23 protein-coding genes, 1 tRNA gene and 1 other RNA gene are annotated in these 21,955 nt (G+C 42.1%); 19 read left to right on the forward strand and 6 right to left on the reverse strand.

Annotation, left to right across the window (positions count from 1 at the left end; translation table 11 throughout):
• Positions 1 to 202 precede the first annotated feature (202 nt).
• From K6V43_RS08595 to K6V43_RS08615, 5 genes are all read left to right on the forward strand, one after another.
• Positions 203 to 469, forward strand: a complete 267-nt coding sequence (locus tag K6V43_RS08595; RefSeq protein WP_172085234.1) for an IreB family regulatory phosphoprotein — start codon at positions 203 to 205, stop codon at positions 467 to 469.
• A complete protein-coding gene (gene ruvX, locus K6V43_RS08600) occupies positions 469 to 888 on the forward strand; it encodes a Holliday junction resolvase RuvX (protein WP_079269042.1) in 420 nt (139 codons plus the stop codon). The genes K6V43_RS08595 and ruvX overlap by 1 nt, the downstream gene beginning before the upstream one ends.
• 11 nt (positions 889 to 899) lie before the next feature.
• The gene (locus tag K6V43_RS08605; RefSeq protein ID WP_024392832.1) at positions 900 to 1,220 is read left to right on the forward strand and encodes a DUF1292 domain-containing protein; all 321 of its coding nucleotides are present in this window, start codon (positions 900 to 902) and stop codon (positions 1,218 to 1,220) included.
• 425 nt (positions 1,221 to 1,645) lie between these two features.
• The gene (locus K6V43_RS08610) at positions 1,646 to 2,194 is read left to right on the forward strand and encodes a nucleotidyltransferase family protein (protein ID WP_105127312.1); all 549 of its coding nucleotides are present in this window, start codon (positions 1,646 to 1,648) and stop codon (positions 2,192 to 2,194) included.
• Positions 2,195 to 2,374: 180 nt separating this feature from the next.
• The gene (locus tag K6V43_RS08615) at positions 2,375 to 2,845 is read left to right on the forward strand and encodes a sigma-70 RNA polymerase sigma factor region 4 domain-containing protein (protein ID WP_024392830.1); all 471 of its coding nucleotides are present in this window, start codon (positions 2,375 to 2,377) and stop codon (positions 2,843 to 2,845) included.
• 387 nt (positions 2,846 to 3,232) lie between these two features.
• On the opposite strand, the gene K6V43_RS08620 is transcribed toward K6V43_RS08615, so the two are convergent.
• The 3 genes from K6V43_RS08620 to K6V43_RS08630 form a co-directional block, all read right to left on the reverse strand.
• A tRNA-Lys gene (locus tag K6V43_RS08620) sits at positions 3,233 to 3,305 on the reverse strand.
• 9 nt (positions 3,306 to 3,314) lie between these two features.
• Positions 3,315 to 3,508, reverse strand: a non-coding RNA gene (gene ssrS / locus K6V43_RS08625) — 6S RNA.
• A 110-nt stretch (positions 3,509 to 3,618) separates the two neighbouring features.
• Positions 3,619 to 4,896: a replication-associated recombination protein A gene (locus K6V43_RS08630; protein ID WP_222382640.1), complete on the reverse strand. Its 1,278-nt coding sequence runs from the start codon at positions 4,894 to 4,896 to the stop codon at positions 3,619 to 3,621.
• A 69-nt stretch (positions 4,897 to 4,965) separates the two neighbouring features.
• Between K6V43_RS08630 and K6V43_RS08635 the strand changes: the two genes are divergently transcribed.
• Genes K6V43_RS08635 through K6V43_RS08660 form a run of 6 tightly spaced genes read left to right on the forward strand, consistent with a single transcriptional unit; the run spans position 4,966 to position 9,178 of the window.
• On the forward strand, positions 4,966 to 5,301 hold the full coding sequence (locus tag K6V43_RS08635; protein WP_222382642.1) for a MazG nucleotide pyrophosphohydrolase domain-containing protein: 336 nt from the start codon (positions 4,966 to 4,968) through the stop codon (positions 5,299 to 5,301).
• 1 nt (position 5,302) lies between these two features.
• Entirely contained in the window at positions 5,303 to 5,773 is a 471-nt protein-coding gene (locus K6V43_RS08640; RefSeq protein ID WP_172130724.1) for a DUF3013 family protein, read from the forward strand.
• A gap of 49 nt (positions 5,774 to 5,822) precedes the next feature.
• A complete protein-coding gene (locus tag K6V43_RS08645; protein WP_222382644.1) occupies positions 5,823 to 6,734 on the forward strand; it encodes a GIY-YIG nuclease family protein in 912 nt (303 codons plus the stop codon).
• 22 nt (positions 6,735 to 6,756) lie between these two features.
• A complete protein-coding gene (gene prmA, locus K6V43_RS08650; protein ID WP_222382646.1) occupies positions 6,757 to 7,710 on the forward strand; it encodes a 50S ribosomal protein L11 methyltransferase in 954 nt (317 codons plus the stop codon).
• A 1-nt stretch (position 7,711) separates the two neighbouring features.
• Entirely contained in the window at positions 7,712 to 8,458 is a 747-nt protein-coding gene (locus K6V43_RS08655; protein ID WP_222382648.1) for a 16S rRNA (uracil(1498)-N(3))-methyltransferase, read from the forward strand.
• A gap of 3 nt (positions 8,459 to 8,461) precedes the next feature.
• Positions 8,462 to 9,178: a DUF554 domain-containing protein gene (locus K6V43_RS08660; RefSeq protein ID WP_222382650.1), complete on the forward strand. Its 717-nt coding sequence runs from the start codon at positions 8,462 to 8,464 to the stop codon at positions 9,176 to 9,178.
• Positions 9,179 to 9,214: 36 nt separating this feature from the next.
• Here K6V43_RS08660 and K6V43_RS08665 read toward each other — a convergent pair whose 3' ends face one another.
• The gene (locus K6V43_RS08665; RefSeq protein WP_222382652.1) at positions 9,215 to 9,742 is read right to left on the reverse strand and encodes a GNAT family N-acetyltransferase; all 528 of its coding nucleotides are present in this window, start codon (positions 9,740 to 9,742) and stop codon (positions 9,215 to 9,217) included.
• Positions 9,743 to 9,905: 163 nt separating this feature from the next.
• On the reverse strand, positions 9,906 to 12,452 hold the full coding sequence (locus tag K6V43_RS08670) for a bifunctional 2',3'-cyclic-nucleotide 2'-phosphodiesterase/3'-nucleotidase (protein ID WP_222382654.1): 2,547 nt from the start codon (positions 12,450 to 12,452) through the stop codon (positions 9,906 to 9,908).
• Between the two features lie 419 nt (positions 12,453 to 12,871).
• Between K6V43_RS08670 and K6V43_RS08675 the strand changes: the two genes are divergently transcribed.
• The 6 genes from K6V43_RS08675 (at position 12,872) to K6V43_RS08700 (ending at position 17,997) form a co-directional block, all read left to right on the forward strand.
• Positions 12,872 to 15,076 carry a RelA/SpoT family protein gene (locus K6V43_RS08675; RefSeq protein ID WP_222382656.1) on the forward strand — a complete coding sequence of 735 codons (2,205 nt, stop codon included), beginning with the start codon at positions 12,872 to 12,874 and terminating at the stop codon, positions 15,074 to 15,076.
• A gap of 1 nt (position 15,077) precedes the next feature.
• The gene (dtd, locus tag K6V43_RS08680; RefSeq protein ID WP_024396732.1) at positions 15,078 to 15,521 is read left to right on the forward strand and encodes a D-aminoacyl-tRNA deacylase; all 444 of its coding nucleotides are present in this window, start codon (positions 15,078 to 15,080) and stop codon (positions 15,519 to 15,521) included.
• A gap of 76 nt (positions 15,522 to 15,597) precedes the next feature.
• Entirely contained in the window at positions 15,598 to 15,783 is a 186-nt protein-coding gene (locus tag K6V43_RS08685; protein WP_024396731.1) for a hypothetical protein, read from the forward strand.
• Positions 15,784 to 16,166: 383 nt separating this feature from the next.
• The gene (locus K6V43_RS08690; protein WP_237396597.1) at positions 16,167 to 16,364 is read left to right on the forward strand and encodes a hypothetical protein; all 198 of its coding nucleotides are present in this window, start codon (positions 16,167 to 16,169) and stop codon (positions 16,362 to 16,364) included.
• Positions 16,365 to 16,466: 102 nt separating this feature from the next.
• A complete protein-coding gene (locus K6V43_RS08695) occupies positions 16,467 to 17,303 on the forward strand; it encodes an ABC transporter ATP-binding protein (RefSeq protein WP_222382658.1) in 837 nt (278 codons plus the stop codon).
• On the forward strand, positions 17,296 to 17,997 hold the full coding sequence (locus K6V43_RS08700; RefSeq protein WP_222382660.1) for an ABC transporter permease: 702 nt from the start codon (positions 17,296 to 17,298) through the stop codon (positions 17,995 to 17,997). The genes K6V43_RS08695 and K6V43_RS08700 overlap by 8 nt, the downstream gene beginning before the upstream one ends.
• Positions 17,998 to 18,024: 27 nt before the next feature.
• Here the strand turns inward: K6V43_RS08700 and K6V43_RS08705 are convergent, their stop codons facing one another.
• On the reverse strand, positions 18,025 to 18,684 hold the full coding sequence (locus K6V43_RS08705) for a metal-dependent transcriptional regulator (protein ID WP_222382662.1): 660 nt from the start codon (positions 18,682 to 18,684) through the stop codon (positions 18,025 to 18,027).
• Positions 18,685 to 18,877: 193 nt separating this feature from the next.
• On the opposite strand from K6V43_RS08705, the gene K6V43_RS08710 reads away from it, so the two are divergent.
• Together K6V43_RS08710 and K6V43_RS08715 are read left to right on the forward strand one after the other, a co-directional pair.
• Positions 18,878 to 20,770 carry a M13-type metalloendopeptidase gene (locus K6V43_RS08710; RefSeq protein WP_222382664.1) on the forward strand — a complete coding sequence of 631 codons (1,893 nt, stop codon included), beginning with the start codon at positions 18,878 to 18,880 and terminating at the stop codon, positions 20,768 to 20,770.
• Positions 20,771 to 20,992: 222 nt separating this feature from the next.
• Entirely contained in the window at positions 20,993 to 21,835 is an 843-nt protein-coding gene (locus K6V43_RS08715) for a patatin family protein (protein ID WP_222382666.1), read from the forward strand.
• Positions 21,836 to 21,955: the final 120 nt, after the last annotated feature.

Below are 21,955 nucleotides of genomic sequence, written 5' to 3' on the forward strand. Positions count from 1 at the left end.
CATTGTCAGTTACCAACTTGTCCCATAGTAAGTTCTACCTTATTTTTTTGTCTCAGTCTAATTTCCAGCTTTTGTGTTAGACTAGAACTTACTTTGAGAAGTTAGCAGCTCTAAAATAAAGGGTTCTCTTCGTTTATTTATTTGAGAAAAATGTCCAAATATGGTATAATGACTAGACCATAAAATGAAAGAAGGTGTAAGTATGGGATTCACGGAAGAAACTGTCCGTTTTCGTCTAGATGATACCGATAAGCAGGAAATCAGCAAAACATTGATTAGTGTTTACAGTTCTTTGGAAGAGAAGGGCTACAATCCTATTAACCAAATCATCGGTTATGTATTGAGCGGGGACCCTGCTTATATTCCGCGTTATAATGATGCGCGTAACCAGATTCGTAAGCATGAACGTGATGAAATTATTGAAGAATTGGTACGCTATTACCTGAAAGGGAATGGGATAGACCTTTAATGAGAATAATGGGATTAGATGTTGGTTCTAAAACTGTTGGGGTCGCTATTTCAGATCCATTAGGTTTTACAGCTCAAGGTTTGGAAATCATTCCGATTGATGAAGACAAGGGTGAATTTGGCTTGGAACGTTTGACAGAGCTTGTTGAACAATACAAGGTTGATAAGTTCGTTGTTGGCTTACCAAAGAATATGAACAATACAAGTGGCCCTCGAGTAGAAGCTAGTCAAGCTTACGGTGATTTATTAACCGAGCGATACAAACTTCCAGTAGATTATCAGGACGAACGGTTGACAACTGTTGCAGCAGAGCGAATGCTAATTGAACAAGCAGACATTAGTCGAGGAAAACGTAAAAAAGTTATTGACAAATTAGCAGCTCAGCTGATTTTGCAAAATTATTTAGATAGAACATTTTAAAGGAGACACCTATGGCACACCATCACGATCATGAACATGACCATAATCACGACGAACCTGAATTGATTACTTTAGTAGACGATCAAGGTAATGAAACACTTTTTGAAATCTTGTTGACAATTGATGGTCAGGAAGAATTTGGAAAGAACTACGTCCTCCTGATTCCTGCTAGTGCAGAAGAAGATGAGAACGGAGAAGTTGAAATCCAAGCCTACTCATACATTGAAAATGAGAACGGCACAGAAGGAGACTTGCAACCAATTCCAGAAGACGCAACAGCAGAATGGGATATGATTGAAGAAGTTTTCAACAGCTTTATGGAAGAGGAATAAAAAGGTCCAGTGGACCTTTTTATCATGAGCCTGAAAACAAGAAAGCGAATTAAGGTCCAGTGGACCTTTTTATCATGAGCCTGAAAATAAGAAAGCGAATTAAGGTCCAGTGGACCTTTTTATCATGAGCCTGAACACAATAAAGCGAATTAAGGTCCAGTGGAGTGGAACAGTCTGGGAAGAGACTGTTCCAGCCCGAGCTAAGAAACAGTAAGGCGAGGAATGCATCATGAGCCTGAAAACAATAGAGCGAATTAAGGTCCAGTGGAGTGGAACAGTCTGGGGATAGACTGTTTCAGCCAGAAATCGGAAATAGAAGAGTGAAGTTTTTTGGTTGGTTTAATCGAGGATTCTACTCTGAAGAACTAGACCCTCCCTTCTGGAGAACGATTGTACTAGGAAGTTTTGTTAAGCTGGAGAATGAGATGAGTGGAGAACTGGAAAAGTATTTGAGAGCAAACTCAGATATCATTAGGATTTTGGAAATCGTTAGGGAACTTGATTTAAAAGATTCTTGGCTATGTGCAGGGACGATTCGTAATTTCATCTGGAATCAATACCATTTTGATAGGACAACTGATGTTGATATTGTATTCTTTGACGAAGGAATATCCTATGAAAAAACTTTAGAAATAGAAAACCATTTGCATTTTTTGTATCCAGAATATAAATGGGAATTAAAAAATCAGGTTTTTATGCATGTTCACAGTCCGAACAGTCTTCCTTACCTGTCATCAAAAGATGCAATTGAAAAATTTCCAGAAAGATGTACAGCTGTTGGTGTACGACTGCTAAAAGAGGGAAACATGGAGCTGTTCGCCCCATTTGGACTGGAGGATATCTATCAATATAGAGTACGGCCTACCCCTCATTTTTTAGCGGACGAAAATCGTATGCAGCTGTATAAAACGAGAGCTTCTAAGAAGAACTGGGATCACAAATGGCCGCAAATGATCATTTCATTTGAAGAATAGCTAAATAGATAAGTTCTATTTGGCCTTTTTTATTTATCCAAATGTATATTCGCCTTGCTTGAATGATGAGAGCGAAATGTCCACATTCTAAAAAGAGGACATAAATGTCATGTAAAGTATTGCTTGTTTTCGATAAACTATAGCCAATGAATTAAGAAAAAACAAAGAGGTTAATAGTTTATGAAATTTGAACAAACTTATGCAAAGGTAAGTGGTATTGTACATAAGGCTCGTCAAGAATTTTATATCAAGTTATGGGAAAAGTCAGACTGGGATCAAGAAGGAATGATGGTATTATATGAATTATTAGAAAAACAACCCCAGTTATATGATGATAAAGAAAAATTATATGTATATTTTAAAGTAAAATTTAGAAACCATATAAAGGATGTTATACGCAAGCAAGAAAGTTACAAAAGAAAATTTGACAGAATGGCACATGAAGACATCCATGACCTATCCCATGTTGTGAAATCACCTGGACTGGTTAACGATGAATTTATTCTTCTGCAAGATATGTTACAGTCTTATCGGCAACAGTTAAATTCAGAACAACTAGAGCAATACGAAAAATTGATGGCAGGGCAGAGTTTTAGTGGCCGAAAACAAATGATTCGTGATTTGCAAGACTATTTGGCAGATTTTAAATAAGGGAAGTCAAGACTGGATAGTATGCATTTTTTCTATCAACTTAGGGCGTGTAAAATACCATGATAGGCTATGCGAGATGTCTATGACAGTTTCTCCATTGAATAGTAAAAATGAACAAGAAGCCCTCACTAAGTGAAGAATATTAGCAAGGGCTTTTGGTTTACGACTTATTGATTTTAATAATCAAAGACAAAACGGATGCGCTCTACTGACGAGCTCTCCAAAAAGCCCAGTCTTCGATTGCTAAAATAAACAAGGTGACTTATCTAAATCAATTACATATTTACTTTGAATGAAGCAATATCGATTCTTTGTGACTGAATTTTTGTTTTTTACGCAAGGAACCACCTGCCCCTTCGGACAGGTGGTTTCCCACATATCAACCAATCCTCCCTGTAGGGATCGAACCTACGACCCACGGATTAAGAGTCCGCTGCTCTGCCAGCTGAGCTAAGGAAGGATAAAAAATAAAAATGCTGTATTGGTACCGGTTATCCATGATTTGTATTGATCCCGCACGCTAGAAGCAGGTGGGTGACACGTTTCTGACTTAGTTGCTTCTGGGTGTGCCAGCTTGCATACTGTCAGAGGATCTTTGTCTCCCTAATAATACAAAAATAGTCGGTCAACACATAGGTATGAATTCGTATACCACAGCAGTTCTTATCTATAATCTAATCTTACCACTTTTTTTAGAAAAATCAAGAGAAAAAATCAAAAAATGTAAGCGTTACCAACGCGTTGTTGGTTAAAAACCTTGTGTTATCAAGGTTTTATCTATTATTTTTTTTCAAATTTTTTATCTTTTCTTGGGTCATACCCAAGGCACGCTCGTATTTACCGGTGTCATTAGCGGTAAAGTAGTCCGCATTCAGTAACTTATCGGGCAGGTATTGCTGATCCACCCATTTTTCAGGATAGGCATGCGGATACTGGTAGCCAATGGCATTTCCCAGCTCCTTACTTCCAGCATAATGACCGTCTCGCAGGTGATTTGGAATAGGGAGATGACCGTTTTTCCGCAAATCAGCCAGAGCTGCATCCATAGCCTGATAGGCAGAATTTGACTTGGGCGAGAGAGCCAAATCAATGACCACATTGGCAATTAAAATCCGTGCTTCTGGGAAGCCGATTTTCTGGGCGGCTTCAAGGGCAGTCACTGTATGAATCTGTGCCTCTGGATTGGCCAAGCCGATGTCTTCATAGGCAATAACCGTCAAGCGACGGGCCAGACTAGGCAGGTCTTCCGCCTCAATCAAACGAGCGGCGTAGTGGAGGCTGGCATTGACATCGCTGCCTCGAATGGATTTTTGTAGAGCTGAGAGAATGTCGTAGTGGGCATCGCCGTTCTTGTCCATGCTAATGTAGGACTTTTGCAGGCTATTTTCCACGGCATCCAGATCAATGTGGCGACTACCATCGTCGCTTTCCTTGGTCGAAAGCACAGCCAGCTCTAGTGAATTATAGGCGGCACGAAGGTCACCGTTGGTAGCATTAGCTAGGAAGTCTAGAGCCTGAGGTTCAATGGTAATAGGAAAGTCAAAACCACGTTCGCTGTCTGTCAGAGCCAGTTCCAAGGCCTGTCGGATGTGGCTGGTCTGCAAAGGCTGCAATTCAAAAATCTGAACCCGACTACGAATGGCAGGCAGAATCGAGAAGAAGGGATTTTCCGTCGTTGCCCCAATCATGATGATATTGCCATTTTCCAAAAGAGGAAGCAGAAAGTCCTGTTTGGTCTTGTTGAGGCGATGAATCTCATCGAGCAGGAGGACCAGACCGCCAGAAAACTTGGCCTCTTCAGCGATTTCCTGCAGGCGTTTTTGGTTGTCGGTCGTGGCATTAAAGGTCCGAAAGGCATACTTGGTCGTGCCAGCAATAGCGGACGCAATCGAGGTCTTACCAATCCCCGGCGGACCGTAGAGAATCATGGACGACAGCATATTGGCATCAATCATGCGGCGGATAATCTTTCCAGGACCGACCAGGTGTTCCTGACCGATGACATCATCAATGGATTTGGGCCGCATACGAAGGGCGAGATTGGCTGGCATAGGCTTCCTTTCAGTGCATTTATGGTATAATCATTATACTACAATTTTAGGATTTGGAGAGAAACGAAGATGACGGAGTTGACGGTGAGTGTTTTGGAAGAATACTTGCGTGACCACTATGGGACGACATTTCCAGAACAAAGTCTCTTTATGAAATTAGTGGAGGAAATTGGTGAAGTTGCAGAGCTACTGAATCAGCGTGCAGGCCGCAAGATGACGGATAGCGAAGACGACAGCTCTGCTCGTTTGGCGGAAGAATTAGCTGACGTTATTCACTATGCTGAGGCCTTGGCAGCGGTGAATCAACTAGATTTAACCAAGTCCATTTTGGAGAAAGACAAGCGAGCTTCCGTCAAATATGGTCGAGAAATAAATTTATTGGAATTTATAGAAAAGAGGAAATAGAATGGCAAAACATGGCTTTTTAGATGTGCTGGAAGCGGCACTGGACAAACTTTTTACCTACGATTACGAGCTTAACTGGGATAAGAAAAACCACGCAGTTGAGCTGGCTTTCATCTTGGAAGCACAAAATGCGGCTGGAATTGAAACGGTGGACGACGAAGGCAACGCATCTGCGGAGGATATTTTCCTAGAGGAGTATGTCCTTTTCTACAACCAGGACAAGTCTCGCTTTGACGAGGAAGACTACTTGGTCGCTCTGCCATTTGACGCTAAGAAGGGCTTTTCAGCCGAGTTTCTGACCTACTTCGCAGGTTTTCTCAAGGACACCGCCGACCAAGGTTTAGACGACCTCATGGACTTTTTGGCGGACCCAGAAGCCCAAGAATTTACGATTGCTTGGGACGGTGAAGCCTTTGAAAAAGGCAGAGCAGACTTGGTAGAAGGGGAGTTCTACCCATATCCGAGGTATTGAGATAACTCCTGATCCGTTATTTAGTTGTTAAAATAAATAGGTGGTTGATATGGAAGAAATAGTGCTAGAGCAGTCAAAGATAGTATTGAAAGATATTTTTAGATTCGATGAGTTACTATCTAAGCCAGAGTTTCAAGGGAAATGGATTAAAGCCCGTTTTAATAAAAATTGGGAAGGGTATGATTTTGTTGAACGATACGTTAATTCCTGTCCTGACTTCATTCCATGGATTTTAAGCCGAGGGGGAGATAAGAGGAGTAGAAATCAGGTGGGAGAAATTCAATTTCAATTTATTGAAGTTGAGTACCATAAATGGCTATTTATTGGTGCCTATCTAATCCTCGAAAAAGATAGTCAGGTCCATGTAAATGGAGTGCGATATGCTCTTGCTAAACGCTTGGAGGAATATGATAAATATGTTGATAAAGTATTGGTAGATTTGACTCTTCCAAGTCGTAACTGGTTATATACAAATCGTGAATTCATTGATCATATTGAGGTTAACTCGGTAACTGCAACTTCTTATTTTGACAGGAATGTTCAGTTTCCTGGGTTTGAGAATTTATCACTGAGTTATGTTGACCTAAAAAAACAGTTCTATAGTCCTAGTTGGAGATACCAGTTATCTTCAGTTTATGGCGTTTATGTTTTAACAGATATGAAAACTGGGAAATTATATGTTGGTTCTGCTTACGGAGAGAGTGGTCTTTTTGGTAGATGGTCAGCTTACTTAGCTAATGGTTACGATAAGGATGAGTTTGAGGATAGCAATTATCCTAATAAAAGACTGAGGGAGCTGGTAAATACGAAGGGAATGGAGTATATCCGAAAACATTTTCGTTATTCAGTTCTAGAAATATTTGGAAAAAATGAACTCGGAAAGCAAAAATCATTGGCGAGAGAAAAATATTGGAAACAGGTGTTAGGAAGTCGCTATCCTAACGGCTATAATGATAATTGATAAAGGATGGAAGTGAGTTATAGTGAACAATTGGCAAGAATTAACGATTCACGTGCATCGTGATGCAGAAGAAGCAGTTTCAAATCTGATGATTGAAACGGGCAGTCAGGGGGTGGCCATTAGCGACTCGGCTGACTATGTAGGACAGGAGGACCGTTTTGGTGAGCTCTATCCCGAGGTGGAGCAGTCGGATATGATTGTCATTACGGCCTATTATCCTGATACTGTGGATATTGAGGAAGTTAAGGCAGATTTGGCAACTCGCCTGGCGGATTTGACAGGCTTTGGCTTGGAAACGGGTCAGGTCAGCCTAGAAAGTCAGGAGTTGGCAGAGGAAGACTGGGCGGACAACTGGAAGAAATACTATGAGCCAGCCCGCATTACCCACGATTTGACCATTGTACCGTCTTGGACCGACTATGAGGCGACTGCTGGTGAGAAGATTATCCGCCTGGATCCAGGTATGGCTTTCGGTACAGGAACCCACCCGACCACCAAGATGAGCCTCTTTGCCTTGGAGCAGGTTCTGCGTGGTGGTGAAACGGTCATTGACGTCGGCACAGGCTCAGGCGTCCTCTCCATTGCAAGTTCTCTCTTGGGTGCTAAGGAGATTTACGCCTATGACTTGGATGAAGTGGCGGTGCGTGTGGCTCAGGAAAACATTGACCTCAACATCCACACCAGCAACATCCATGTTGCGGCAGGTGACCTGCTTCGTGGCGTTGACATTGAAGCGGAGGTCATCGTTGCCAACATCTTGGCGGACATTCTCGTTCATTTGACGGATGATGCCTACCGTCTTGTCAAGGACGAAGGCTACCTGATTATGAGCGGCATCATCGCGGACAAGTGGGACATGGTGCGAGCATCTGCGGAGGCGGCTGGCTTCTTCCTCGAGACCCACATGATTCAGGGCGAGTGGAATTGCTGTATCTTCAAGAAAACGGCTGACCGCTCAGGTGTGATTGGAGGCTAGGATGCAGCAGTATTTTGTCAATGGCAGAGCACCGCAGGGAGTTTTCCAGATTAACGATAAGGATACTGCCAAGCACATGTTTTCTGTTATGCGCTTGCAGGCAGACGACCAAATTGTCCTGGTCTTTGATGACGGAATCAAACGCTTGGCGCGTGTAGTGGACGGCCAGAGCCAATCTGTTGAAATCATCGAAGAACTGGCAGACAATGTTGAATTACCCATTTCCGTCACCATTGCTATGGGCTTTCCAAAAGGAGATAAGCTCGAATTTGTCGCCCAAAAGGCAACGGAATTAGGTATGGCAGCCCTCTGGGCCTTTCCAGCTGACTGGTCAGTGGTCAAATGGGATGGTAAAAAATTAGGCAAAAAAGCAGAAAAGTTAGAAAAAATCGCCCAAGGCGCAGCCGAGCAAAGCAAACGCAATCTGATTCCAGCTATTCGCTTGTTCGAGAAAAAAACGGATTTCCTAGCTCAGTTGACAGGATTTGACCAGATTATCTTAGCCTACGAAGAGGCTGCAAAAGCGGGCGAACAAGCCAATCTAGTGAAGGCCTTATCTGGTTTAGAAACTGGTCAATCAGTCCTTGTCATTGTCGGTCCAGAAGGTGGCGTATCGCCTGAGGAAGTAGCCGCATTTGAAGGAGCAGGAGCGGTCAAGACAGGCCTAGGTCCACGTATCTTACGAACAGAAACGGCTCCCCTCTATGCTCTTTCTGCCATTAGCTACGCGACGGAATTGTTGAGGTAGTATATGTTTGCCTTAGGAACGATTATCAATACCATCGCCATTGCCCTAGCAGGTTTGCTAGGGTCTTGGTTTGGACATTTACTGAAAGAACGGCATCAGTCTGGGTTGACGATGGCGAGTGGTGTTGCTGTTCTTTTTCTGGGGATTTCAGGAACGCTGACGGGTCTTTTAAGAGTGGAAAATGGTCAACTGGTTACCCAGAACACCATGCTCTTTGTACTCAGTCTGGCTTTCGGTACTTTCTTAGGAGAAGTGCTTCATATAGAAGGTTGGTTTGAGCGCTTGGGGATCTGGCTCCGAGAAAAGTCAGGAAATGGTCAGGATTCACAGTTTTTAGATGCTTTTCTAACCGCATCCCTGACGGTCTGTATCGGTGCCATGGCCATTATCGGCTCTATCCAAGACGGCTTGACGGGAGATTATACCCTCCTCGCCATTAAGAGCATTCTGGACTTTATCATCATCTTTATCATGACGGCCAGCTTGGGCAAGGGGGCAGGATTTTCCGCAGTACCAGTCTTGATTTTTCAAGGTTCTGTGACTCTTTTGGCGCGCCTGATTGAGCCTCTGATGACGACTCAAGCCCTTGCCAATCTCTCTTTTATCGGCTCCGCTCTCATCTTCTGTGTCGGAGTTAATATTGTTTGGAATCGAAAAATCCGCGTTGCCAATATGTTGCCTGCCATCTTAGTAGCAGTTGTTTGGACGTATTTTGTATAATCTTTTTATGAAAATTTACAGAAAGCAGCTTGAACCTCAGGCTGATTTTAACGTATAGAGAAGCAAGTCGACTTCTCCCAACCCTTTCCAGTTTGCGGAAGTCTGATTACTAAGAGTAAAACCATTTTTTAGCAATACTCTTTGGGATGCTTGATGTTCAGGCATGACGAAGGCAAGGATTTCTGAGATGGGATACTCCTGTATTAAGAAACGGCAGAGCAGACTGACCGCTTGGCTGGCTAGACCTTGATTCCAGAAAGCATGATGAAGACGGTAGCCAATGGTCACCGACGCAGTTCGTTTTTTGTAGTCGAAAACTTCCAAGACGCCAATCAATTTCCCTTGAAACTCTAGTCCTAAAAACAATCTTTTTTTCTTATCAAAATCACGTTGGAAATGACTGATTCGTTTGCGAAGGGTTTCTTTGTTTTGAGTGGAAGTGTTGGGTGTCATCTGAAAATGAATTGGATTGGAGTAGATTTCCCAAAGGTCGTCGAGGTCTGTTTCCTCTATTTTTCGCAGTTGGAAGGAGGCGGCTTGTAGAGTAGGGAAAGTGTCAAACATGGTCGTCCTTTCAAAAGACAAGAGTTTGGTAGACCCAAACTCTCGGCTTTTATCGTCATTTAGTTTTTCTTTTATTACTTCGTTAACTCGCCTTGCCTAACTCTAGTTATGCCTGCGGCTCGTTGCCTAGTACTAAAAGTAAACTAAAAGACTATATCTATGTTTAGTTTTCTTTTTTCTTGCGAAGTGCACCAACAAAACCAATCAAGCCGAAGCCAAGAAGACTGAGCATGGAGCTTGCCTCACCAGTAGCTGGGAGTGTTTTTTGACCTGCTTGAGCTGTTGAAGTGGCAGTGCTTGCTTTTGCAGGGCTAGCAAGCTTATGTTTTGGTGCGGGTGCTGTTGTTTTTTCAGCTGGAAGGGTAATAACTTGACCAGACGGAAGTGTGATTTGAACACCTGTTTGATTAGTTGCTATGTTCGTATTGGTATCTGTTTGAACAGTTGGAGGTGTCACTGCTTTTGGCTCGGTATAGACAAAGCGGAACTCACCGAAACCTTCATTTTCAGTAGAGGCTTGGAGGTAAACCAGGCCTTCTTGATCCGCTAGCAAGTCTTTTGCACGATCTGCCGTCAAGAAGCGGAGGTCTAATCCTTTGATGCTATCGGTAAAGGTCCAGTTATTGTCTGCTGTTGGGTTGATGACCTTTTCAGCGATGATGTAGTTGATGATAGCTTGGCGGTTTTCCAGATTGAGTAAGTAGTTGACAGAGGCGTCTTTGACACCTGGGAAGGTACCATTTGCACGGTAGTTGTTGGTCACCACGATAAACTCTTGCTCATCTGTAACAGCCTGTCCATTGTACTGAAGGTTGCGAACACGGCTTGCTGTTTCGTTAACCACCTTACCGTTGCGGTCGTACTTGTTTGGCTGGGTGATGTCGTATTGATAGGTTACGCCGTCAATGACATCGAAGTTGTAGGTCCGGTAGTCAGTATTGACCAGGTTTTGTGGCTCGGTAGAGCTTGGATCGATTTGGTTGAACTGACCTGCGGACATTTCTAACCATTCTTTGAGTTGGGAACCGTTGATTTTTAAGATGGCAACTACGTTATCGTAGAGGTAGAGGTCCGCTACGTTTTTGATAGCGATTGGGCCAGCTGGAATGTCTGTGTAGGCTGTTGCATCGCCACGGGTTCCAGCCTTGAATGGGGCCGCTGCAGAAAGGATTGGTAGGCCAGCTTCAGGCGTTCCTGCTAGTTGCTGTTTGGCATACCAGATTTGGGCATTGTTGACGATTTGAACAGATGGGTCATCTTGCACTAAGGCGAAGAAGCTGTTGATTGGTGCAGTTGTTTCACCGACTTGCTGGCGGACGTAGTTGATGGTTTCAGTGTGGGCTTCTTTAGCCAGGTCAATGATACGGCTGTCGGCCACAGATGACTTGGTATCAATCTTGCGGATGGCAGCCTTGCTAGAAGTTGTGGTCCATTTACCGTCAGTATACGTCAGATTAAGGTCAATCACACCAAGGTGGTCACCGTATTTTCCAGCCATAGTGACAGGAGTGCCGTTGATTTTACCATTTGTGTCGTCCACGCCAGTATATTTAGCGTAGAAGCTTGGTTTTTCAGCTGTCCCTGGAAATTCTGCGTGGGAGTGACCTGTAATCACCGCATCAACTCCTGACAGGCTGGCGATTTGGTAACCGACATTTTCTTCGCCAACTTCATACTGGTCATCACCGATACCCGAGTGAGAAAGAACCAAAACGATGTCTGCGCCATTTTCACGAATAACAGGAACAATGTCACGGACTGCTTCAACCGCATCGCGCACGATGACCTTGCCTTCTAAATAGGCCTTGTCCCAGTTGAGGATTTGTGGCGGAACGATTCCTGTGATACCGACTTTCAGGCTGACAGACTTACCAGTAGTATCTGTAAAGGTTTTGTCAACGATAGTGTAAGGTTGGTAGATGAAATCTTTGGTTGTAGGGTTGAGAACGTTGGCGTTGAGAAGGGGCATGCCAGCTGTTGAAATCACCTTGCGGAGGTAGTCTAGACCGTAGTTGAACTCATGGTTACCGAGGGTGCCGGCATCGAAACCTAGCGTATCCAAGGCGGTGTACATAGGATGTTGTTCACCATCTTCAATCGGATCAATGAGAGACTTGTAATTGCCAAGCGGTGTTCCTTGGATGGTGTCACCGTTATCCACAAGGATGACGTTTGGATTTTCAGCCTTGGCATCCTCAATTAGCACGGCCGTTTTTGCCAACCCGAGTGTTTCCGCAGGTTTATCTTGGTAATAGTCGTAGTTGACCAAGTTAGTATGGAGGTCCGTTGTTGCTAGGATACGGACATCGACAGATTGGCCTTCGACAGGAGTTGTTGTCTCTGTCGTGGCTGCGCGTGTTTCGGTTGTAGGGTTAGTTGTTGTCTCGTCGCTAGTTGCTACAACACTAGCTGGAGTGCTAGTTTCAGTTGTAGTTTCAGCGCTTGCAACAGTCTCAGTTGCTGTAGTTGTTTCTGCTGTTTCAGTTGAAGTCGTCTGATCCTCTGATGTAACTTCCTCAGAGCTTATTTGACTTAATTTGGTTGCTGTCTCTGTTGAGCTAACTGCTGCTTCAGAGGTTTGTGATGCTTGCTCAATTTCTGTGGTACTAGCAAGTGTTCCGTCTACTTCTTCTGCTTGAACGAAGTTAGGACTAGTTGCTAGCAAGGCTAGACTTAATGCGATAGCACATTTGCTAAAACGAAAATTCATGAGAATCCTCCATTTTCTTTTTATAATAATCTTCTACCATCATTATACAGGGGTAAAACCAAAAACTCAAGACAGAATCTGAACGTTTAGGTAATTTTGTTTGAAAAAAACATGAAAACAGAGTGAAAACCGAATGTTTTTTCTGATTTTAGTAGAAAAAGAAACTTAGAACCTGTATTCAAAGTTCAGTACTTCCACCTAAGGCTCTTTTTTCAGCTACTCATCGTTCTTTTTTCAAAATACAGTCAGCGTTCCCTCAAAAAAAGCCTTGATTAGCGAAAAAACGATCTCCGATCCACAAGCACGTCACTTGTGAATACAGGTTCTTAGTTTTTATCTGTGTTAGTGGTGCTAGATTCCTTTTTCTTTTTCCATGAAAATGGTAAAATAGTAGGAAATATAAGAGGAAGAGTAATGACATGAAAGAAATAAATTATACTGGGGAGGAAGTGGTTGCCTTAACGGCCACCTACTTACCGGAAGAAGATGTTGCCTTTGTCAAAAAAGCGTTAGATTTTGCTACAGAGGCGCACAAAACACAATTTCGTAAATCAGGTGAGCCCTATATTGTACACCCTATTCAGGTGGCAGGTATTTTAGCAGGTCTCAAGCTAGATGCTGTGACGGTTGCATGTGGTTTCTTACATGATGTGGTTGAAGATACAGAGGTGACCTTGGATGAGATGGAAGCTGAATTTGGCCCGGAAGTCCGCCATATTGTCGGCGGTGTGACCAAACTGGGTAAGGTTGAATATAAATCTCATGAAGAACAACTAGCAGAAAACCACCGAAATATGTTAATTGCTATGTCTCAAGATATGCGGGTGATTTTGGTTAAACTCGCTGACCGCTTACACAACATGCGGACTCTTAAGCACTTGCGCAAGGACAAGCAGGAACGTATTTCACGTGAAACAATGGAAATCTATGCACCTCTTGCTCACCGCTTAGGTATTTCTTCCATTAAGTGGGAATTGGAGGACATGTCTTTCCGCTATCTCAATGAAGTTGAATTTTATAAGATTACGCATATGATGCGTGAGAAGCGCCGTGAGCGTGAGGAATTAGTGACTGAAGTCGTCAACAAACTGCGAGAGTATACAGAGGAACGCCATCTTCACGGACAAATCTATGGTCGTCCAAAGCATATTTATTCTATTTATCGGAAAATGCATGATAAGAGGAAGCGTTTTGATGAGTTGTACGATTTGACTGCTATTCGTTGTATCATGGATACTCAAAGTGATGTTTATGCGATGCTAGGTTACATACATGAGTTGTGGAAACCAATGCCAGGAAGATTTAAAGATTACATCGCAAATCAGAAAGCAAATGGTTACCAATCCATTCATACAACTGTATATGGGCCTAAAGGTCCAATCGAATTTCAAATCCGTACTGTAGAGATGCACCAAGTTGCAGAGTACGGGGTTGCAGCACACTGGGCCTATAAGCGTGGTGGTAAGGCGACCGCTTCTGAAAAAGAATTGCGTTGGATTAATAATTTGATCGAACTTCAAGAAGGTGCTGGTGGAGACGCACAAACCTTTGTAGATTCTGTCAAAGAAGACATTTTTACAGAACGAATTTATGTCTTCACTCCTGATGGTGCAGTACGGGAACTGCCTAAGGACTCTGTGCCAATCGACTTCGCATATGAAATTCATACCAAGGTAGGTGAGCGAGCGACAGGTGCTAAAGTCAACGGTCGCATGGTCCCTCTGACAACCAAACTAAAAACAGGGGATCAGGTAGAAATTATTACTTCAGCCAATTCCTTTGGTCCGAGTCGTGACTGGGTTAATCTTGTAAAAACCCATAAAGCCCGTAACAAAATCAAGCAATTCTTTAAAAATCAAGATAAGGAATTATCGGTTTCCAAAGGACGTGAGACGCTTCAAAGCTTGCTTCAAGAAAATGGTTACGTTCCGAACCAATATTTAGATCGTCGTCACATGGATGAAGTTTTGCAAAAGACCAGCTATAAAACAGACGAGGCTCTTTATGCGGCAGTCGGTTTTGGAGAAGTTTCTGCCGTGTCAATCTTCAATCGTTTGACAGAAAAGGAACGTCGTGAAGCCGAACGTGCCAAGGCAAAAGCGGTAGCAGATGAACTGGTTAATGGTGGAGAGGTCAAACACGACAATAAAGACAGTTTAAAAATCCGACACGAGGGTGGTGTGGTTATCGAGGGCGCTTCTGGCTTGCTGATTCGGATTGCCAAATGCTGTAATCCAGTACCGGGTGATGAAATTGTTGGTTATATCACCAAGGGGCGTGGGGTGGCTGTTCATCGTGTGGACTGTATGAACCTTAAGAGTCAAGAAAATTACGATGTGCGCTTAATTGATGTTGACTGGGAAGATGATAATTCAACAAAAGAGTACATGGCCAATATTGATATTTATGGACTGAATCGCTCGGGACTTCTCAATGATGTTTTGAAAGTATTGACTAATGCTAGCAAAAACATTTCGTCCGTTAATGCACAACCAACCAAGGATATGAAATTTGCGACGATTCATGTATCCTTTGGGATTTCCAATTTGGCAACCTTGACCAGTTTGGTCGACAAAATTAAGTCGGTTCCAGAAGTTTATTCAGTGAAAAGGACCAATGGATAAGATGAAAATAGTATTACAACGTGTTTCTCAAGCCAGTGTGACTATCGAAGATATAGTACATGGGCAGATCAAGCAAGGCCTTCTTCTTTTAGTCGGTATTGGTCCGGAAGATGGTCAAGAAGATTTGGATTATGCTGTGCGAAAAATCGTTAATATGCGGATATTTTCAGATGAGGCAGGTAAGATGAACAAATCTGTTCAAGATGTGGAGGGCAAGATATTATCCATTTCTCAATTTACTCTTTTTGCGGATACAAAAAAAGGCAATCGCCCTGCATTTACAGGAGCGGCAGCTCCTGCTCTGGCCAGCCAACTCTATGATGAGTTTAATCAGGCCTTGTCTGAATTTGTACCAGTCGAGGTGGGTGTTTTTGGTGCTGATATGCAGGTCAGTCTAGTCAATGATGGACCGGTTACCATTATCTTAGATACAAAAAACAGGTAAGAATTTCAGAAATAGTCTGTACTCTCTATCTCTATTTTGATATACTAATGTCGAAAGGTAGTTATGGAGGCTGGCTATGAAAAAATTGTTCACCAATCATTTCTTTTATTTGACGATTGCATTTATTTTGATTCTAGTGATTTTCTTTAGCGGAGTGGATAAACGCTGGATTATTCTTGTGAGTTTTCTTTACTTCATCCCTTCGCAGATTTTATATCGGCGTCGCCTAAAAGAGCGACTACAAGAAGACCAGCCCAAGTAGGCTGGTTTTTTGATGTAAATTGGACTACAATTTTTTATTAACTGTGCTATTATAGTTTTTGCGGAAAAGTAAAGACGGTGGCTCTAATTTCTGAAAGTTAGGTGGGAGTGGTACAGAACACAACTAGTAGAAAATGAGTTCCTTTTGCCTCCATATTTGTAGCTTCAGGCTAAAATACTCCACTGGACTATTTTACTACCGCCCCGCACAGCTCAAAAGGTTCAGTGAACATTTTGAGGTTGGAAATGGAGCGAACTTGTTCGCAACAGTCGTATAGGTCAGATTTGGAGTGCGAAGCACGAATTGCAGAGATTTGTTTCACAAATCCTATCTCCAACCTTTAATAGTCCACTGGACTGTTAGAGCCAATCAACCACCAAATCATTGAGGAATCAACGAACTATCAACACAAACCAGTAGTCTACGTTTTTGAGGCAAAATACTATCTAGAAGTGGAAAATGATAAGGAAAAAGTAGAAGAATTATATGATAAGGCAATTGCCTTCGCAAAGATGCTGAATGATGATATTCTAGTGAAGAATCTTAAGATGGAAAAGGAAAACGATTTAGCACGTTTCTAAAGAGCTGAATATGCAACCTGACATAGATGTCATGTTGCTTTTTTTATTTTTTTCTTATACTAGGACTATAAAGAATGACACGATGAGTTAAGGAGATAAGTTATGAAAGAAACTATGGTTGTAGCAGATAAGATTACCAAGTCGTTTGGGAGTAAAGTTGCATTAAATAGTATTAGTTTTGAAATCCGTGAGGGGAACATCTTTGGATTCTTAGGGCCGTCTGGTTCTGGTAAAACAACGATGATTAATATTTTAACAGGTCAGATGAAGGCAAACCACGGGAAGGGCAAGTTGCTAGGCAAAGATTCTTCTGATTTGACTCCATCGGATTTAGAAGAAATTGGAATTGTCAGTGACAAAAGTGGTTTTTATGAAAAACTGTCATTGGAAAAGAATTTACAGTTGTATGGAAAATTATTTGGTGCTAAAGCAGGGAAAATAGATGAATTATTGAAACAGGTTGGCTTGTTTGACAGCAAGAAGACACCTGCTGAGAAGTTATCAACTGGTATGAAACAACGCATGCTACTTGTCAGGGCATTACTAAATAATCCAAAAATTCTCTTTCTTGACGAACCAACAAGTGGGCTAGATCCAACTACCTCTCAATCCATACATGCCTTACTTATGGATTTGAAAAAACAAGGAACAACGATTTTCTTGACAACTCACGATATGCGTGAAGCTACCTTGCTCTGTGATGAGTTAGTCTTACTAAACAAAGGTAGGTTAGTGGAAAAAGGTCTTGCGAGAGATATTATTCAAAGATACAATCAGGATAAAGTGGTAAGAATTACCTATTCTGATTTTAGTCAAAAAGAAATTCCGTTTGCAAACTTTACCAATAATGACCTATCGAACGCAATTGCCGTCCACTCATGCGAGCCAACGCTCGAAGATATCTTTATTCAATTGACAGGAGAGAAGCTAAATGTTTAGAAGAATGAATGCCTTGATATGGCTGAGAAATCAAATTTTATTAAGCAATAAAAATCTATCCGTTCAGATTCTATTGCCTTTCATGCTCGTTCTACTTTATAAAAATTTTATGGAAGCCTCAGGAATGAAACTCATGTTTGTCTGTTTGTCCATGGCGATTTCAATGTCTATTGGGATGACAATTTCAACCATGATTGCTGAAGAGAAAGAAAAAAACATGCTCAAAACTCTGTTGCTGAGTGGCGTGAGATACCATGAATATATTCTGTCTGTCCTTATACATCCACTGATATTAACGGTGATTACTTTGATTCTATTTCCGGTGATGACCGATGCCAATTTAGAAGGACTCTATATCGAATATATAGCAGTCATGTTTCTAACCACGGTAGCAGTGATGCTGATTAATATGTGTATTGGTTTGTTATCTGATACACAATCAAAAGCTCAAATTAATGGACTGCCTATTACATTTATTGTAGCCTTGTTGCCAATGTTTTCGTTGGCGAAAGAAGGAGTGGCAACCGTTGTAAGTTATACCTTCATGGGTGCCTATACAGATTTCTTTATTGAAACAAATTTTTCCATGAGTGATAACTCTGTTAAGATTCTGTTACTTTGGAATGTTATTCTTATCGTGCTTACTGTTCTTGCGATAAAGAAAAGTAAGGTAATAGTTACTGATGAAAAGTAGTTGGACACTAAAAACCAATCGCTCTGTTTAATTGGGGCGATTGGTTTTTTCTATGTATAATTGTTGAGCAATAGTGGTGGGTACTGCGAGTTCTTTACCCTTGTACTGAATAGTAATCGTTTGGGCAAAACTATCAAAATCTGTTACAACCAGCTGATCTCTGACAGCTAAATCATGTTGTTCTAAGTACTGGAGGAGCTGATAAAAGTCGTGTATACGGACAAGTTGGTAGTATCCAGTTTCAGTGAGTTGGGAGAGTCGTGTCTGGTAGCGTTCGATGAGTGGCTGACCTGCTTGAGGAATGCTTCCGCCGTGAGGACAAGTTTGGGGCTGTTCTAGTAGTAGGTCTAGGCGATTGATAAAGTGATCTGAAACAGTGTGCTCTAAAATCTCAGCCTCTTCATGGACTTCCTCTGGAGAATAGCCGAGTTGTTCCACCAGAAAGACTTCAATCAGACGGTGCTTGCGGTAGAGGCTAGATACCATCTCAAGTGCGGTTTGGCTGAGGAGATAGCCTGCCTTGGTATCCTTAGAAATGAGCCCTTCGGCTACCATTTTTTTGAGCATTTCAGAAACGGCTGGTGCGGAGAAGGCCATCTTCTCTGCGATGAGTTTATTGGTAATTTTTTGGTCTAATTGACCCAGTTCATAAATACATTTTAGGTAATCTTCTTTGTTTGGTGTCATGAGAACTCGCTTTCTAGTTAAGAATATTATAACAAAAAATAGTTAAATAATGGACAAATGCTTTTTCAGAAGATTCTCAACTAAGAAATTCTTGTTGATAAATAGAAAATTTGCGTTAGAGATATATTTATCATGTGAAATTGTCAGAATTTTTTGTTATTATAGTCATTAAGAAAGACAAAGGAGAAAATCAATGACACGCTTACAAGATGATTTTTACGAATACGTCAATGGTGAATGGGCAAAAACAGCCGTGATTCCAGATGATAAGCCAAGAACAGGTGGTTTCTCAGACCTGGCGGACGAGATTGAAAAGCTCATGATTGACACGACCAATGCTTGGTTAGCGGGAGAAAACGTCCCAGAAGATAGCATTTTGCAAAACTTTGTGGCCTTTCACAAACAAGTAGCCGACTATGAAACCCGTGACCGTTTGGGAGCAGAACCGGCACAAGCCTTGATTGCGGAGTACAAGGCTCTCAACTCTTTCGAAGAATTTACCAGCAAGCTGGCAGAATATGAGTTGGCAGGCAAGCCAAACCTCATGCCTTTTGGTGTGGCACCTGACTTTATGGATGCGACAATAAATGTTCTTTGGGCAGATTCATTAGGTATTATCTTACCAGATACGACCTACTATGAAGAAGGTCATGAAAAAGGAGCAGAATTGCTCAAAACGTGGAGAGAGAGTCAAGAGGCCCTCTTACCTAAGTTTGGTTTTTCAGATGAAGAAATCAAGGACCTATTAGACAAACGTTTGGAACTAGATGCTAAGATTGCCAAGTACGTCTTGTCAAATGAAGAGGGGTCTGAATATGCCAAACTCTATCATCCGTATGAGTGGGCAGATTTTACTACCTTGGCACCAGAGTTGCCGTTGGATGCTTTCTTCACAGCTATTTTAGGGCAAACGCCAGACAAGATTATCGTGCCTGAGGAACGCTTCTGGCAGGCTGCCAAGGACATTTACAGTGCGGATAACTGGGAACTTTTGAAAGCGACCTTGATTTTGAAAGCGGCAGGAGCTTATACAGCCTTCCTGTCGGATGAAATTCGTATTCTAGCAGGAGCCTATAGCCGTGCCCTTTCTGGTACACCGCAGGCTCAAAACCAAGAAAAAGCAGCCTACAATCTGGCACAAGGTTACTTTAACCAAGCCCTCGGTCTTTGGTATGCTGGAGAAAAATTCTCGCCAGAAGCCAAAGCCGATGTGGAAGCAAAAGTTGCCAAGATGATTGAGGTCTACAAGTCTCGTTTGGAAACGGCAGACTGGTTGGCTCAGGAAACGCGTGACAAAGCCATTGTCAAACTCAATGTTATCAAGCCTTACATTGGTTACCCAGATGCCTTGCCAGAGCGTTATTATAAGAAGATTATTGACCCAAGCAAGTCCTTGGTGGACAATGCTATCGAACTAAACAAGATTGATATTGCTCATGGTTGGAGTAAGTGGAACAAGCCTGTGGACATTAAGGAGTGGGGTATGCCAGCTCACATGGTCAATGCCTACTACAACCCACAGAAAAACTTGATTGTCTTTCCAGCAGCCATTTTGCAGGCGCCTTTCTACTCGCTAGAACAGTCTTCATCAGCTAACTACGGCGGTATCGGTGCTGTGATTGCCCACGAGATTTCCCATGCCTTTGACTCAAACGGTGCCTCCTTTGATGAGCATGGTAGTCTCAATAACTGGTGGACAGAAGAAGACTATGCAGCTTTTGAATCTCGTACCCAGCAGGTTATTGACCAGTTTGAAGGTCAGGATTCTTATGGTTCCAAAATCAATGGTAAATTGACCGTGTCAGAAAACATTGCCGACCTTGGTGGGATTGCAGCAGCCTTAGAAGCAGCCAAGTCAGAAGAAGACTTCTCCGCTGAGGAATTCTTCACCAACTTTGCTCGTATCTGGCGAATGAAGGCCCGTCCTGAGTTCATGCAGATGTTGGCAAGTGTGGATGTCCATGCACCAGGTCACCTGCGTACCAACATCCAGTTGCCAAACTTCGATGAATTCCATGAAACCTTTGGCGTTCAAGAAGGCGACGGCATGTGGCGTGCTAAAGAAGACCGTGTAATTATTTGGTAACATTGTAACACTCAACATCGAACCTTGGTAATTCGATTTGCTAAGTAAAAGGGTCTAGTGGTTCTTTTCAGCTAATTCCCTTGAAATAGAAAAAGAACAGATCCCAAGCTGTGCCTGCATTACCCAGTCGGATGTTCAGTTTCATTGAATATCATATAGCAAAAATCTCGTTTCGACGGGATTTTTTGCTACAATAGAAGGTAATTTTAGGAGGTGCTACAGATGAAAGTTGGTCTAGTTTTAGAAGGTGGGGGTATGCGAGGCCTTTATACTGCGGGTGTTCTAGATGCTTTTTTAGATGCTGATATTCATGTTGATGGGGTGGTTTCAGTTTCCGCAGGAGCACTTTTTGGAGTTAATTTCCTTTCCAAACAAAGAGGCAGAGCGATTCGCTATAATAAGCGTTTTATTAAAGATAAGCAGTATATGGGATTACGGTCTTGGTTGACAACAGGCAATATGGTCAACAAAGACTTTACTTATTACAAGGTACCAATGGAGTTAGATAGGTTTGATCAAGATTCTTTTGCGCAGTCAGGAGTTCCGTTCTATGTGACGGTGACCAATATTGAAACCGGTCAGCCAGAATATTACAAAATTGATCATGTCTTTGAGCAAATGGAATTGTTGCGCGCCAGTTCAGCATTGCCTCTCGTTTCAAAAATTGTCGAAGTTGATGGTAAAAAATACTTAGATGGTGGATTATCAGATTCTATTCCTGTTGAATTTGCCAAAAGTCTTGGCTTTGACAAACTCATTGTTATCTTGACGCAGCCAATTACTTATCGTAAAAAGGCTTCAAGCGGACGGATATACCGCATGTTTTATAGAAAGTATCCTAAATTTGTATCTGTCGCATCAAAACGGTATCAACATTATAATCAAACTGTCGAAAAAATCATCCAGCTAGAAAATGAAGGCCAGATTTATGTTATCCGTCCTCATCAAGCTTTACAAATTGGCCGTTTAGAGAAGAATCCAGAAAAATTTGAAGAAATTTACCAGGCTGGATTACAAGATGGGATGGGAGCGATTGAGGATGTAAAGGAATACTTGGAGAAATGATGATCGATTGATGTAAAAAACAACATTATTTTTGTTTTTTTCCTCTGGATACCCAGTAGTTTGCGTTTATTTCTACCTTTTTTCTTTCCTTATTTCGTGATATAATAGTAAAGATAATTT

The sequence above is a fragment of the Streptococcus suis genome (assembly GCF_019794615.1).
Taxonomy (GTDB): domain Bacteria; phylum Bacillota; class Bacilli; order Lactobacillales; family Streptococcaceae; genus Streptococcus; species Streptococcus suis_AI.

Bases quoted from the DNA above. Each gene is read 5' to 3' on its own strand.
- K6V43_RS08595 (WP_172085234.1), top strand. From the start codon at position 203: ATGGGATTCACGGAAGAAACTGTCCGTTTTCGTCTAGATGATACCGAT.
- K6V43_RS08615 (WP_024392830.1), top strand. From the start codon at position 2,375: ATGAAATTTGAACAAACTTATGCAAAGGTAAGTGGTATTGTACATAAG.
- K6V43_RS08675 (WP_222382656.1), top strand. From the start codon at position 12,872: ATGAAAGAAATAAATTATACTGGGGAGGAAGTGGTTGCCTTAACGGCC.
- K6V43_RS08610 (WP_105127312.1), top strand. From the start codon at position 1,646: ATGAGTGGAGAACTGGAAAAGTATTTGAGAGCAAACTCAGATATCATT.
- K6V43_RS08685 (WP_024396731.1), top strand. From the start codon at position 15,598: ATGAAAAAATTGTTCACCAATCATTTCTTTTATTTGACGATTGCATTT.
- K6V43_RS08635 (WP_222382642.1), top strand. From the start codon at position 4,966: ATGACGGAGTTGACGGTGAGTGTTTTGGAAGAATACTTGCGTGACCAC.
- K6V43_RS08705 (WP_222382662.1), bottom strand. From the start codon at position 18,684: ATGACACCAAACAAAGAAGATTACCTAAAATGTATTTATGAACTGGGT.
- K6V43_RS08695 (WP_222382658.1), top strand. From the start codon at position 16,467: ATGAAAGAAACTATGGTTGTAGCAGATAAGATTACCAAGTCGTTTGGG.
- dtd (WP_024396732.1), top strand. From the start codon at position 15,078: ATGAAAATAGTATTACAACGTGTTTCTCAAGCCAGTGTGACTATCGAA.
- K6V43_RS08660 (WP_222382650.1), top strand. From the start codon at position 8,462: ATGTTTGCCTTAGGAACGATTATCAATACCATCGCCATTGCCCTAGCA.
- K6V43_RS08645 (WP_222382644.1), top strand. From the start codon at position 5,823: ATGGAAGAAATAGTGCTAGAGCAGTCAAAGATAGTATTGAAAGATATT.
- K6V43_RS08665 (WP_222382652.1), bottom strand. From the start codon at position 9,742: ATGTTTGACACTTTCCCTACTCTACAAGCCGCCTCCTTCCAACTGCGA.
- K6V43_RS08605 (WP_024392832.1), top strand. From the start codon at position 900: ATGGCACACCATCACGATCATGAACATGACCATAATCACGACGAACCT.
- K6V43_RS08655 (WP_222382648.1), top strand. From the start codon at position 7,712: ATGCAGCAGTATTTTGTCAATGGCAGAGCACCGCAGGGAGTTTTCCAG.
- K6V43_RS08640 (WP_172130724.1), top strand. From the start codon at position 5,303: ATGGCAAAACATGGCTTTTTAGATGTGCTGGAAGCGGCACTGGACAAA.
- K6V43_RS08630 (WP_222382640.1), bottom strand. From the start codon at position 4,896: ATGCCAGCCAATCTCGCCCTTCGTATGCGGCCCAAATCCATTGATGAT.
- K6V43_RS08715 (WP_222382666.1), top strand. From the start codon at position 20,993: ATGAAAGTTGGTCTAGTTTTAGAAGGTGGGGGTATGCGAGGCCTTTAT.
- K6V43_RS08670 (WP_222382654.1), bottom strand. From the start codon at position 12,452: ATGAATTTTCGTTTTAGCAAATGTGCTATCGCATTAAGTCTAGCCTTG.
- ruvX (WP_079269042.1), top strand. From the start codon at position 469: ATGAGAATAATGGGATTAGATGTTGGTTCTAAAACTGTTGGGGTCGCT.
- K6V43_RS08710 (WP_222382664.1), top strand. From the start codon at position 18,878: ATGACACGCTTACAAGATGATTTTTACGAATACGTCAATGGTGAATGG.
- K6V43_RS08700 (WP_222382660.1), top strand. From the start codon at position 17,296: ATGTTTAGAAGAATGAATGCCTTGATATGGCTGAGAAATCAAATTTTA.